13 protein-coding genes and 1 pseudogene are annotated in these 12,627 nt (G+C 70.8%); 7 read left to right on the top strand and 7 right to left on the bottom strand.

Annotated elements, in window-relative coordinates; genetic code table 11:
- Positions 1–483: pseudogene (locus tag J0695_RS43755) on the bottom strand (hypothetical protein); the annotation flags it as partial.
- 89 nt (positions 484–572) lie between these two features.
- Between J0695_RS43755 and J0695_RS08525 the strand changes: the two are divergent.
- The 7 genes from J0695_RS08525 (at position 573) to J0695_RS08495 (ending at position 8,126) form a co-directional block, all read left to right on the top strand.
- Positions 573–767: a DUF3046 domain-containing protein gene (locus J0695_RS08525; RefSeq protein WP_206961262.1), complete on the top strand. Its 195-nt coding sequence runs from the start codon at positions 573–575 to the stop codon at positions 765–767.
- Between the two features lie 170 nt (positions 768–937).
- Positions 938–2,092 (top strand): AI-2E family transporter, encoded by a 1,155-nt coding sequence (locus J0695_RS08520; RefSeq protein WP_206961264.1) that lies wholly within the window; start codon positions 938–940, stop codon positions 2,090–2,092.
- 59 nt (positions 2,093–2,151) lie between these two features.
- Positions 2,152–2,970 carry a triphosphoribosyl-dephospho-CoA synthase gene (locus J0695_RS08515; RefSeq protein WP_206961261.1) on the top strand — a complete coding sequence of 273 codons (819 nt, stop codon included), beginning with the start codon at positions 2,152–2,154 and terminating at the stop codon, positions 2,968–2,970.
- 192 nt (positions 2,971–3,162) lie between these two features.
- Complete coding sequence (recA, locus tag J0695_RS08510) at positions 3,163–4,305, top strand: recombinase RecA (protein ID WP_206961260.1); 1,143 nt, start codon at positions 3,163–3,165, stop codon at positions 4,303–4,305.
- Positions 4,306–4,308: 3 nt separating this feature from the next.
- Complete coding sequence (gene recX, locus J0695_RS08505; protein WP_206961259.1) at positions 4,309–4,920, top strand: recombination regulator RecX; 612 nt, start codon at positions 4,309–4,311, stop codon at positions 4,918–4,920.
- A gap of 96 nt (positions 4,921–5,016) precedes the next feature.
- Positions 5,017–5,586: a winged helix-turn-helix domain-containing protein gene (locus J0695_RS08500; protein ID WP_206961258.1), complete on the top strand. Its 570-nt coding sequence runs from the start codon at positions 5,017–5,019 to the stop codon at positions 5,584–5,586.
- Positions 5,583–8,126, top strand: a complete 2,544-nt coding sequence (locus J0695_RS08495) for an ABC transporter permease (protein ID WP_206961257.1) — start codon at positions 5,583–5,585, stop codon at positions 8,124–8,126. Before J0695_RS08500 ends, J0695_RS08495 begins: the two co-directional genes overlap by 4 nt.
- A gap of 40 nt (positions 8,127–8,166) precedes the next feature.
- On the opposite strand, the gene J0695_RS08490 is transcribed toward J0695_RS08495, so the two are convergent.
- From J0695_RS08490 to J0695_RS08470, 6 genes are all read right to left on the bottom strand, one after another.
- Positions 8,167–8,553 (bottom strand): rhodanese-like domain-containing protein, encoded by a 387-nt coding sequence (locus J0695_RS08490; RefSeq protein ID WP_206961256.1) that lies wholly within the window; start codon positions 8,551–8,553, stop codon positions 8,167–8,169.
- Positions 8,553–9,113 (bottom strand): cupin domain-containing protein, encoded by a 561-nt coding sequence (locus tag J0695_RS08485; protein ID WP_206961263.1) that lies wholly within the window; start codon positions 9,111–9,113, stop codon positions 8,553–8,555. Before J0695_RS08485 ends, J0695_RS08490 begins: the two co-directional genes overlap by 1 nt.
- Before the next feature lie 99 nt (positions 9,114–9,212).
- Positions 9,213–9,299, bottom strand: a complete 87-nt coding sequence (locus tag J0695_RS45610) for a putative leader peptide (RefSeq protein WP_329128057.1) — start codon at positions 9,297–9,299, stop codon at positions 9,213–9,215.
- Between the two features lie 32 nt (positions 9,300–9,331).
- Positions 9,332–10,924, bottom strand: a complete 1,593-nt coding sequence (locus J0695_RS08480; protein ID WP_206961255.1) for an FAD-dependent monooxygenase — start codon at positions 10,922–10,924, stop codon at positions 9,332–9,334.
- A 156-nt stretch (positions 10,925–11,080) separates the two neighbouring features.
- The gene (locus J0695_RS08475) at positions 11,081–11,938 is read right to left on the bottom strand and encodes an amino acid ABC transporter permease (protein WP_206961254.1); all 858 of its coding nucleotides are present in this window, start codon (positions 11,936–11,938) and stop codon (positions 11,081–11,083) included.
- Complete coding sequence (locus J0695_RS08470) at positions 11,935–12,582, bottom strand: amino acid ABC transporter permease (RefSeq protein WP_206961253.1); 648 nt, start codon at positions 12,580–12,582, stop codon at positions 11,935–11,937. Before J0695_RS08470 ends, J0695_RS08475 begins: the two co-directional genes overlap by 4 nt.
- Positions 12,583–12,627 lie beyond the last annotated feature (45 nt).

Below are 12,627 nucleotides of genomic sequence, written 5' to 3'. Positions count from 1 at the left end.
CGGCGGCCTGGATCTCGTACGGGTGGGACTTCTCCAGCGTGTCCACGGCGGACCAGCAGAAGTCGGTCGCCCGGAAGAGCCAGGCGTGCCACACCTCATTGCGGTGCAGAAGCCCCACCACGGGGCCGGTCGCCAGCAGATCGCTCGGCGGATCGTCCACGATCGGCAGGAAGGGGGCCGCCGGGTAGCCGCGCAGNNGCCGCTGCAGCGGCCCACGGAGTCCAGGACGCGCAGCGCGTGCGCGGTGTGCAGCGGCTGGCTCACGGGGCCGCGCAGATCGGGTTCGAGCGCATGACCGTAACCGCCGTCGGTGTTGCGGTACGCGGTGAGGGCGGCCTCGACCGCCTCCTCGGCGTCGTCGCTGCTGTTGCTGTTGCCGTTGCCGAGGAAGTGGTACGCGAACCGCCGCTGCTCCAGCACCCGGGCCGTCAGCCAGATGAAGTGCTCGGCGCGTGCGAGAGGAGATGCTCCGGATCCAGCCATGTTCCGCATGTGTCCGACCGTAGGGCGGAAAGCGCTCTCGGCAAGGGGGGACGGAGCAGGCTGCACTCTCAGGGCGGGATAATGAAGTCATGCGGTTGACGATTTTCTGGGAACGGATGGCTGAGCACTTCGGCGAGGGGTACACCGAATCCTTCGCCCGCGACCATGTGATGGCCGAGCTCGGCGGTCGTACGGTGCACGAGGCGCTCGCCGCCGGCTGGGAGACCAAGGACGTCTGGCGGGGCGTCTGCACCGCGGTCGGCATCCCGGCCGAGCAGCGCTGACGGACATCGGTGGCCGTGGACACGCGGGTGTGGACCGAGTTGTCCTAGGCGTAGGCGAGACTGAACGCGTGGCACCGACAGACGAAAGAGCCCAGGACCCGACCGCAGCGGACCAGAACCCGCCGGACCCGCCGCCCGTCGCCGACCGCGGTGCGGCCGGGCCCCCGCGCATGCCGGGCTGGCTGCCGCGGGCGATGGTGCTCGCGCTCGCCCTCATCGCCTGTTTTCAGCTGGGAAGTTGGGCCTTCCACCAGCTGATCGGGCTGCTGATCAACGTCCTGATCGCGTTCTTCGTGGCGCTGGCCGTGGAGCCGGCCGTGGGGCGGATGGCGGCCCGCGGAATGCGCCGCGGATTCGCCACCTTCCTGGTCTTCTTCGGAGTGATGATCGCGTCGGCGGGGTTCGTCTTCCTGCTCGGCGCGATGCTCGCGGGCCAGATCGTGGACATGGTCGAGGAGTTCCCCAAGTACCTGGACTCGGTGATCAATTGGATCAACCAGACCTTCCACACGGACCTCTCCAGGGTCGCGGTCCAGGACAGCCTGCTGCATTCCGACTGGCTGCAGAAGTACGTACAGAACAGCGCGAGCGGCGTCCTGGACGTCTCGACCACCGTCCTCGGCGGCCTCTTCAGGCTTCTGACGATCTTTCTGTTCGCCTTCTACTTCGCGGCCGACGGTCCCCGGCTGCGGCGCGCCCTGTGCTCCGTGCTCCCGCCGGCGAAGCAGACAGAGGTGCTGCGCGCCTGGGAGATCGCGGTCGACAAGACCGGCGGTTATCTCTACTCGCGCGGCCTGATGGCGCTCATCTCCGGTGTCGCGCACTACATCCTGCTGGCCGCGCTGGGCGTTCCGTACGCTCCGGCGCTCGCGGTCTGGGTGGGCCTGGTCTCCCAGTTCATCCCCACCATCGGCACCTATCTGGCGGGCGCCCTGCCGATGCTGATCGCCTTCACCGTCGATCCCTGGTACGCGGTGTGGGTGCTCGTGTTCGTCGTGATCTACCAGCAGTTCGAGAACTACGTCCTGCAGCCGAAGCTCACCTCCAAGACCGTCGACATCCACCCCGCGGTGGCCTTCGGCTCGGTCATCGCGGGCACCGCGCTGCTCGGGGCGGTCGGCGCGCTGATCGCGATCCCGGCGATCGCGACGCTGCAGGCCTTCCTCGGCGCGTATGTGAAGCGGTACGACGTGACGGACGACCCGCGGGTGCACGGCAGGCGCCGGCCCCGCAGCGGGGTCACGGTGCTCGCCCGGATACGGCGTGCGCTGCGCCAGGACGGGGACGGGGACAGGGCCGGTGGCAGGGCCAGGGGCAGGGACTGAGGCGCGTCCGGCGGCGCCTCACAGCGGGGGCACAGCGGTTCCCGCTACCGTGCCGCGTCATGGCAGCGCACAACAGTGACGACCTCGCGGACGCGGCGGTCGGCGCCCTGGTCGACGTGGTGGGACTGACCCCGAAACCGGGCCTGACCGATCGGCGCGGCCCCGGCCCGGGAAGCGGGACCACGGACCCGGCGACCGCGCGATGGGCGGCCAAGTCGCTGCTTCCCGGCCTGGCGGCCATGGCGGCGGCCGCCCGCCGCAGCGAAGGGGCGGGTCCGCGGCTGCGGGAGGATCTCGGTTCCATCGGGCGCTGTACGGAGTGGACCGCCCGGCGTGCTGCCTGCGGCACCGATGTGCACCGCGGGTCGGTCTGGGCGCTCGGGCTGCTGACCGCGGCCGCCGCCCTTGCTCCGGGAGCGGCCGCGGCGGAGATCACCGCGGTCGCCAAATCCCTTGCCGCGGCGCGCGACCGGCAGGCCCCGCGCAGGCCGTCACGCGGCTCGACCGCCTCCGCGCGGTACGGCGCGGCGGGAGCCAGGGGCGAGGCCAGGGCCGGATTCCCGCATGTGCGCAGGGCGTTGGAGGCGCTGCGCGGTGCGCGCGACGCCGGGGTTACGGAGGAGCACGCGCGGGTCGACGCGCTCGTCACCGTCATGAGCACACTGCAGGACACCGGACCGCTGTACGACGCGGGGCCGACGGGGCTGCGGTTCGTGCAGGGCGGGGCGAGAGCCGTGCTGGAAGCGGGCGGCAGCTCCACCGGTGCGGGAAGTGAGGCGCTGGGGGCGCTCGGCGCGGGGCTGTGCGAGAGGGGACTGCGACCGGGCGGCAGCGAGCCGCTGCTGGCCGCGGCGCTCTTCCTGGACCGGCTCTGCTGAGGTCTGCCGTGGTGCGCGTGGTGCGCTTGACACTGAAATCGAACATCCATTCTCATGGGATGACGACCCTCTGGTTACAGGGGTTCAAGCCGACTTATCCACAGGCTGGAGGGGCGCCGAGGCCCATTGTCAGTGGCAGGGGCTAGCGTCATTGACGTGAAGCGATCGATTCAAGCAAATCGGGTGGAACCCATGGCAGGTACGGACCGCGACAAGGCGCTCGACGCCGCGCTCGCGCAGATTGAACGGCAATTCGGCAAGGGCGCAGTGATGCGCATGGGCGAGCGGACCAACGAGCCCATCGAGGTCATCCCGACCGGGTCGACCGCACTCGACGTGGCACTGGGCGTCGGCGGTCTGCCGCGCGGCCGTGTGGTGGAGGTGTACGGACCGGAGTCCTCCGGCAAGACGACGCTGACGCTGCACGCTGTGGCCAATGCGCAGAAGCTCGGCGGCGCGGTGGCCTTCATCGACGCCGAACACGCACTTGACCCCGAGTACGCGAAGAAGCTCGGCGTCGACATCGACAACCTGATCCTCTCCCAGCCGGACAGCGGCGAGCAGGCTCTGGAGATCGTGGACATGCTGGTCCGCTCCGGCGCCCTCGACCTGATCGTCATCGACTCCGTCGCGGCGCTCGTGCCGCGTGCGGAGATCGAGGGAGAGATGGGCGACTCGCACGTCGGTCTGCAGGCGCGCCTGATGAGCCAGGCGCTCCGCAAGATCACCGGTGCGCTGAGCCAGTCCAAGACCACCGCGATCTTCATCAACCAGCTCCGCGAGAAGATCGGCGTGATGTTCGGCTCCCCGGAGACCACCACCGGTGGCCGGGCACTGAAGTTCTACGCCTCGGTGCGTCTGGACATCCGCCGCATCGAGACGCTGAAGGACGGCACCGACGCGGTCGGCAACCGCACCCGCGTCAAGGTCGTCAAGAACAAGTGCGCGCCGCCCTTCAAGCAGGCCGAGTTCGACATCCTTTACGGCCAGGGCATCAGCCGCGAGGGCGGTCTGATCGACATGGGCGTGGACAACGGCTTCGTGCGCAAGGCCGGTGCCTGGTACACGTACGAGGGCGACCAGCTCGGTCAGGGCAAGGAGAACGCCCGTAACTTCCTGAAGGACAACCCCGATCTCGCCAACGAGATCGAGAGGAAGATCAAGGAGAAGCTGGGCGTCGGTGTCCGGCCGGCGGCTCCGGAGGCTCCCGTGGCTCCGGTGGCCGAGCCCGGTGCGGACGAGGTGGCCGCGGCCCCTGCGGACGACGCGGCGAAGTCGGTGCCCGCCCCGGCATCCAAGGCCAAGACGGCCAAGGCTGTCGCGGCCAAGAGCTAGTCCATGACCCGGAGAACCGCATGGGCGGGGGCCACTGACTCCGAAGACGGAGACAAGGGCCCCGCGCGGTCGGAGCGGGGACGGGGCCGGGGGCGCGAGCAGCCGGAGAAGTCTCAGGACCCGGCGGAGCAGGCGCGGGCGATCTGCCTGCGCCTGCTCACCGGGACCCCGCGCACACGCAAGCAGCTGGCGGACGCCCTGAAGAAGCGGGAGATCCCCGATGAGATCTCGGACGAGGTGCTCTCCCGCTTCGAAGAGGTCGGTCTGATCAATGACGCGGCCTTCGCGGACGCCTGGGTCGAGTCCCGCCATCACGGCCGGGGCCTGGCCCGACGGGCGCTCGCGAGGGAGCTGCGGACCAAGGGAGTCGACTCCGCCGTGATCGACGAGGCGGTGGGGCAGCTCGACCCCGAGCAGGAGGAGGAGCGGGCCCGCGAGCTCGTCGACCGGAAACTCCGCTCCAGCCGGGGGCTGGAGCGCGACAAGCGGCTGCGCCGCCTGGCCGGGATGCTGGCCCGCAAGGGATACCCCGAGGGCATGGCCCTGCGGGTGGTCCGGCGTGCCCTGGAAGAAGAGGGCGAGGACACCGAGGGCCTGGAGCACGACGGGTTCTAGCGAGGCGGAGGGGCGGATGGGTGGGGCTGGCCCCCGGGTGAGGATGCCGGGCCGCTCCAGTGCACAGGCAGGTGTGCACACGGAATTGTGTACCGCATGACAAGGGAACCCGGCGGTACGGAAATCGCGGAACTCGCCGCGCTCAAGGCGTTGGCACATCCGCGTCGGCAACAGGTGCTTCAGCAGCTCACCCTGAACGGCCCGGCGACCTCCGCGATCCTCGCCCGTGCCCTGGAGCTGAACACCGGCGCCACCAGCTACCACCTGCGGGAGCTCGCCCGGTTCGGCTTCGTCGAGGAGACCGGGGGCGGGAGCACGCGCCGCGAGCGCTGGTGGCGGGCGGTCCCCGGGGACCGCCGGTTCCCGCCGCGCAGTCGGCAGACTCCCGAGATGCGGCTCGTCATGGACGAGCTGAACCACCACGCCTACGCAGCCGACCCCGAGCTCTTCGAGCGGCTGCAGCGCGAGAGCGACGGCAGTGACGGCGACGACTTCGCCTACTCGCGCTCGGAGATCCGGCTCACCCCGCCCGAACTCCATGAGTTCTTCGAGGAGTACATCGCGCTCCTCAACCGCTACAAGCGCCCCGAGGATGAGACACCGTCCGGCGCCCGCACCATCCACACCCGACTGATGACCTTCCCGGCCCCCAAGGACGCATCATGATGCTGCGCTACGCCCTGCAGACCGTCCGGGACCGCAAAGGCGGCTTCCTCGGTGCCTTTGTCGCGCTGATGTGCGCGGCCGCCCTGATCACCGCCTGCGGCACCCTCCTGGAGACCGGGCTGCGCGGCACGATCGCCACCGAGCGGTACGCCGCAGCGCCGGTCGTCGTCTCCGCCGACCAGAACGTCCACCAGACCACCGTCAAGCACAAGGGCAACGGAAAGACCAAGGTCAAGCACAAGGCCAAGCCAGTGGCCGAGCGGGCCTGGCTGCCCGAGCGGACGGTCGACCAGATCCGCGGTGTCCCGGGCGTAAGGGCCGCCGTGCCCGAACTCACCTTCTCCGCGCAGCCGTTGGCGGCAGCCGGCGACACCCCCTCGTACGGACACGCCTGGGCTTCGGCCGCCCTGACACCCTTCACCCTCGCCGAGGGCCGGGCTCCCCGCGCTGCCACCGACCTCGTGGTCGACCGGGGGCTCGCCGACCGCGCCCGTCTCAAGCCCGGATCAAGGCTCACCGTCCAGTCCACCCAGGCCCCCCGTACGTACACGGTCACCGGAATCGCCGACGCGCAGGGCGGCGGCCTTCGCCACCAGAGCTCGCTCTTCTTCTCCACCGGTGAAGCCGAGCGGCTCGCCGCCCGCCCCGGGCAGGTCACCGCCATCGGTGTGGTCCCCGAACAGGGCGCCGACACCGGTCAGTTGCGGAAGAACCTCATCAAGGCACTCGACGGCACCACCGCCCAGGTCTCCACCGGCGCCGACCGCGGGCCCGTCGAATTCCTCGACGCCGCCGGAGCCCGAATCAAGCTCGTCTCCATGGGCGGGGCCATCGGCGGCACCTCCCTCCTCGTCGCGATCCTGGTCGTCGTCTCCACCTTCGCCCTCTCTATTCAGCAGCGTCACCGTGAACTGGCCCTGCTGCGCGCCATCGCCGCCACCCCGAAGCAGATCCGCAGTCTCCTCGGCCGCGAGGCGCTCCTGGTCGGCGGGCTCGCCGGAGTCGCCGGTTCGCTGGCCGGTCTCCCGCTCGGCGCCTGGCTGTACGGCAGGTTCGTCGACATGGGGGCCGTCCCCATGACCCTCCAGCGCACCGTCAGCGTCTTCCCGATGTTCGCCGCCGTCGCCGCCACGCTGCTCGGCGCCTGGACCGCCGCCCGGATCTCGGGCCGCCGGATCTCCCGGATCCGGCCTGCCGAGGCGATGGCGGAATCCTCCGTCGAGCGCACCCGGCCCGCCTGGGGCCGTATCGTCGCCGGGCTCCTGCTGCTCGCCGGCGGTGCCGTCCTCGTGGCCGTACTGAGCACTCTGCGCACCGAGCCCGCCTCAACCCCCGTGACATTCCTGTCTGTTGTGGTCCTCGCCTCCTCGGTCTCGCTCCTGGGCCCGCTGATCGTCAAGGGCGCGGCCGCTCTCCTGGCCGGCCCGCTGAGGCTGGCCGGCTCCGGCGGCAGGCTCGCGGTCGCCAATGTCCGGGGCAACTCGGCCCGGATGGCAGCAGTCGTCACCCCACTCGCCCTCCTCATCGGTATGACCTGCACCGTGCTCTTCGTCCAGCCGACCCTGGGCAACGCCGCCCGTGCCCAGGCCCGCGAAGGCATCAGCGCCCCGTGGATCCTGGCGTCGCAGGGCCCCGGTGTCCCGGCCGCGGCAGCCGCGAAGATCCGTCACACCAAGGGTGTCTCAGCGGCCACCGAAGTCGTCAGGACCACCGTCCGCGTCGGCCTCACCAAGTACGCCGCACAGGGCGTCACCCCTGCCGGACTGACCCGCACCTGGAACCCCGGTGTCACCAGCGGCTCCCTCGACCGCTTCGGTCCGGGCTCCGTCGCCGTCAGCGAACTGGCCGCCGACCAGCTCCACCTGAAGCCCGGCAGCCCACTCGGACTCACGCTCGGCGACGGCACCCCCGCCACGCTCACCGTCTCAGCGGTCTATGCACGGAGCCTGGGTTTCGGCGACCTGACCCTGCCCCACGACCTTCTCGCCCACCACGTCGACAACCCCCTCTCCGCCGCCGTCCTCGTCGCCGCCGACCGAGGCGCGACCACACAGCGAGAACTCGCCGCCGCGGTCAAGGAGTTCCCCGGCGTCACCGTCATCACCCGATCGAGTGCGGACAAGGTCCAGGCCGACCAGCAGCGCACCAACGCGGAGGTCAACTACCTGGCCATGGGCCTGGTCCTCGCCTTCACCGCCATCGCCGTCGTCAACACCCTCGCCATGTCGGTCTCCGAGCGCATCCGCGAGTTCGCCCTGCTCCGGCTGGTCGGCTCCACTCGCCGCCAGGTCCTGCGGATGCTCCGCCTGGAGGCTCTGGCGGCCCTGCTGATCGCCGCGGTCCTCGGCTCCGGCATCGCGCTGGCCGTCCTGACCGCCTTCAGCGTCGGGATGACCGGCGGCGCGGCCCCCGCGGTCCTGCCGCTGGTGTACGTGGCAGTGGTGGGCGCCGCCGGCCTGCTGGCCCTGGTCGCGACGGCGCTCCCTGGCCGGGCGGCGCTCAGGCCCCGCCCGGTGGAGGTGGCCACCGCCAAGCAGTAGGCGGCGGCAGCCCTCACCCCGTACCGACAAGGGCTCCCGGTCACACCTCGACCGGGAGCCCCGCCGCGCGCCAGGCCTGGAACCCGCCGATCAGATCCGTGGCCCGGTGCAGCCCCAGCTGCTGCAAGGACACGGCCGCGAGCGAGGACGCGTACCCCTCGTTGCAGACCACCACCACCGGCAGATCGTGGCCGGTCGCCTCGGCCACCCGGTGGCTGCCCTGCGGATCGAGCCGCCACTCCAGCTCATTGCGCTCGACGACCAGCGCCCCCGGAATCAGCCCGTCCCGGTCGCGCAGCGCGGCATAGCGGATGTCCACCAGCAGCGCCCCGTCGGCCGCGGCATCGAACGCCTCCTGCGGACCGACCCGGTCCAGGTCCTTCCGTACCCGCTCCAGCAGTTCGTCGATGGACTCGTGCTCGCTCATCACCACTCCCCGGGAAGCTCGACCTGCTCCAGACGGAGCACAGGGCCGGTGCGACTGTAGCGGCGCATCAGTGGCAGCGGCGGGTAGTACGCATGGACCGAGACCGCGTGGGTGTCGGCGGACTCGTTGATCACCTGGTGGACATGGTGCGGGCCGAAGGCCCTTCCCTGGACCGGGGTCAACTGCCGTGAGCGGTCGACCCCGTCGGCCAGCTCCAGCGTCTTCCACCCCTCGGTGGGCAGCCGGGCGGCCAGCGAGTCCTCCGTCAGACCGCCGGCCGCGGCGGCGAACGCGCCGTACGAGCCGCCGTGGTCGTGCCAGCCGGTGCCGGTGCCGGGCGGCCAGCCGATCAGCCAGGCCTCACTGCCGCGCGGACCTTCCAGCCGGATCCAGGTGCGGCCCTCGGGGTCGAGGGGGAGCGAGGCGACGAGCGCGCTGTCGGCTGCCGTACGGCGCACGAAATCCAGCAGCTCAGCCGAGGTGGGTGCGGAGGTGGGCGCGTGTACGGGGGCGGGCGCGCCGGTGGGCGCAGGAGCAGAAACGGCTGCGGAAGCAGGCAGAGGAGACACGGGTGACCGTCCGGTGAGGTTCGCGAAGGTGTGCGGCCCACGGCGGTGCGGTACGGCACGGCAGGGCCAGGCACAGGGGAAAGAGGCGAATCAGCAGGACGGGCGACACACGCAGCCCGCATAGCGGACGAGGTCCATATGGACCCTCCGCCACAGGTGCGCATGGGTGTCGGTCACATTCCGGAGTACACCATGCGCACCCGCGCCGGTCAATTGACGTCGACCGTGCTTGTCGTACGTACGAGGAAGGGTGCACCCCCGCGCGCCGCGTCCGCCGCCTCGTACAGCTCGGCAGGACGCACTCCGGTGAAGGCCGCCACAAGGTGCCCGTCGGGCCTGATCAGCAGCACGGTGTGCGCCGAGGCGCCCGGGTAAGCCTCGGTGACCAGGAGCTCGCCCCTTACCGGAAGCGCGGCCACAGCGGCGGCCAGCCGGGGCATCACCCCCGCGGTGAGCCAGTGCCGCCGGTCCCACACCCCGGTCCCGGGAGCGACCAGCACCACCAGCAGGTTGCCCCGCCCCAGCCGGTCCCGCAGCCCGGCGGCCGAGCCGTCCGGCGTCGTCACCACGATGTCCTCGACGGGCGCGCCGGCGGCCGTGGCGACCGGCGTCTGCGAATCGGTGTACGGAGGTGCGAGGGGGGAGTGCGCGTACACCGGAAGTGCTCCCAGTGCCCCGCGCCCCAGGTGCCCGTCCGCGAGCAGAGCGTCGTGGCCGCGGGCTGTCCCGGGCAGATACGAGCGCAGCCCCTTGCCGCCGCGCAGAACCGGCAGCGACTGGTCGGCCGCGCGCAGCTTGGCGGCCACGGCGGTCCGCCGCTCCGCCTGATAGCTGTCGAGCAGCAGCTCGGAACCCCCGTGGTGCCAGACCTGCGCCAGCTTCCAGGCCAGGTTCTCGGCGTCCCGCAACCCCTCGTCCAGACCCTGGGTGCCGACCGCGCCGAGCAGATGCGCCGCATCGCCCGCGAGGAAGGCCCGGCCCACCCGCCAGCGGCGCGCGAGGCGGTGGTGGAGGGTGTGGACACCGGTGTCGATCAGTTCGTACGGAGGAGTCTCGCCGCACCAGCCGGCCAGGGTGTCCCTGATCCGCGCCACCAGTGACTCGGGCGTGACCAGTTCGGCGCGGGCGGGCAGCAGCCAGTCAAGACGCCAGACGCCGTCGGGCAGCGGACGGGCCGTCACCTCGGCGCCCCCGCTGCGCCACGGGGGAAGCCGGTGCAGCACGGCCTCGCCGGGCCACGGCAGTTCGGCGCGCAGCGCGGCGACGGCGTGCCGTTCCACCGCCGTACGGCCGGGGAAGCGGATGTCGAGCAGCTTGCGGACGGTGGAGCGGGCACCGTCGCAGCCCACCAGATGGCTCCCGCGCCACCAGGTCGCGCCCGGACCGCGGGTGTGCGCGGTGATGCCGTCGGCGTCCTGCTCGATGGTGTCCAGGTGGCTCTGAGTGACCAGCTGGACCAGATGGTGCGCGGCGACGGCCGCACGCAGCCCTTGGGTCAGCACGTGCTGCGGCACATGCAGGGGCGAGGGCAGATCCTCGTCGAAGGTGAGACGGCGCAGCTCCTGCCCCCGTCGCATGGACCGCCAGGCGAGCCAGTGCGCGCCCGCTTCGCGGGCTGTCACACAGCCCAGGCGTTCCACGAACTCCGCGGTGTCCGGCCGCAGTACAGCCGTTCGGGCGGTACGTGGCTCGTCGGGGCCCGCACCCTCGTCCAGTACGACGGAAGGAACGCCCTGCGCGGCGAGCGCCAGCGCCAGCGCGAGCCCGACAGGGCCCGCGCCGACGACGATCACCGGGTCCACGGCGCTGCTCCTCCGGCTGGTGCGGAGATGCGGGGACTGGCTGGTACGGCCCGGTGCACGATCACAGAACGTATGCAACCCACTGCGGGTGCCCCCGTCAAGTGACACCGGGCAGCGGCGCGCGCGCCGCTGCCTCACATCCCGTCAGGCGCCCCGTCAGGCGCTGAGGTCGGTGGGCGCCGGAGGCGCGGCCGGAGCCACGTCGATGCCGGTCTTGGCGCGCCGCCCGCGCTTCTCGATCCAGGTGGCGAGCCCGGCGAGCAGCAGACACATCGACACATAGATGGTGCCGATCACGATGATCGTCGGGACGTACGGATAGTCACCGTTGACCTGGGTGTTGCTCGCGATCAGCCGCGCCGTCTGCAGCAGCTCCGGGTACAGGATGATGTAGCCGAGCGAGGTGTCCTTGAGCGTGACCACCAGCTGGCTGATGATCGTCGGCAGCATCGCGCGGACCGCCTGAGGCATCAGGACGCTCATCATGACCTGCGTCTTGCTCAGGCCGAGGGCGTACGCGGCCTCACGCTGACCCGCCGGTACGGAGTTGATGCCGGCCCGCAGCACCTCGGCCTGGACACAGCCGTTGTAGACCGAAAGTCCGATCGCCAGCGCCCACATCGAGTCGTTGGGGAGGAAGCCCACCCAGATCGCGTAGATGGTGATCAGCAGCGGGATGGAGCGGAACAGCTCGATGAAGGTGGCGGCCACCCAGCGGACGGGCCGGTGGTCGGAGAGCCGGCCGACGACCAGGACCACACCGAGGACCAGCGAGCCGACCGCGGCGAGCCCGAAGGCCTTCAGGGTGGCGACGATGGCGTCCACGATGTTCTGACGGATGCCGGAGTAGTTGAAGATGTCCCACATCGCGCTTTCGAGCTGGCCCTTGTCCTTCAGCCGCAGGACGGCGAAGACGATCAGCGCGACGACGGCGACGGAGCCGACGACGGTGTATATCCGGTTGCGTACGACGGCCTTGGGACCGGGGGCGTCGTAGAGAACGCTGGCACTCATCGGGCGACCTCCAGGCGGCGCTCAAGAAGACGGAAGACGCCGCTGATGGCGAAGGTGATGACCAGATAGCCGAGCGCGACCCAGAGGAAGATCGGGACGATCGCGTAACCCTGGTCGCTGAGCGCCTTCTGCCAGCCGAAGAGCTCGGTGACGCTGAACGCGCCTGCGATCGCCGAGTTCTTGGTGAGCGCGATGATGATGCTGCTCAGCGGCGGGATGACGGTCCGGGTGGCCTGCGGCAGCACGATCAGGCGCAGGGTCTGGGAGAACGACATCCCGAGCGAGCGGGCGGCCTCGGCCTGTCCCAGCGGGACCGTGCTGATACCGGACCTGATGGCCTCGCAGACGAACGAGGAGGTGTAGAGGCCCAGCGCGAGCGAGGCGAGCACATAGGCGCTCATGCCCGGGAAGAACACCAGCGGGACGACGAAGGTGGCGACCAGGAAGAGCAGCGTCAGCGGCGTGTTGCGCAGGAGCGTCACCCAGGCCGTGCCGAAGAACCGCAGAGGGGGCACCGGGGAGACCCGGAAACCGGCGATGATCACGCCGAGCACCAGGGCTATGACAGTGCTGATGGCGGTGATCGACAGGGTGCCTATGAAGCCGGCGCGGAAATCCGAAAAGTTGTCGAGCAGTACGTTCATGAGGTCTCCGCGTCGGCGGGCAGCTGCTGGAAGACAGGGGACGGA

This window comes from Streptomyces beijiangensis (assembly GCF_017315755.1).
Lineage (GTDB): Bacteria > Actinomycetota > Actinomycetes > Streptomycetales > Streptomycetaceae > Streptomyces > Streptomyces beijiangensis.
This window is presented reverse-complemented; position numbering and strand designations above follow the sequence as displayed.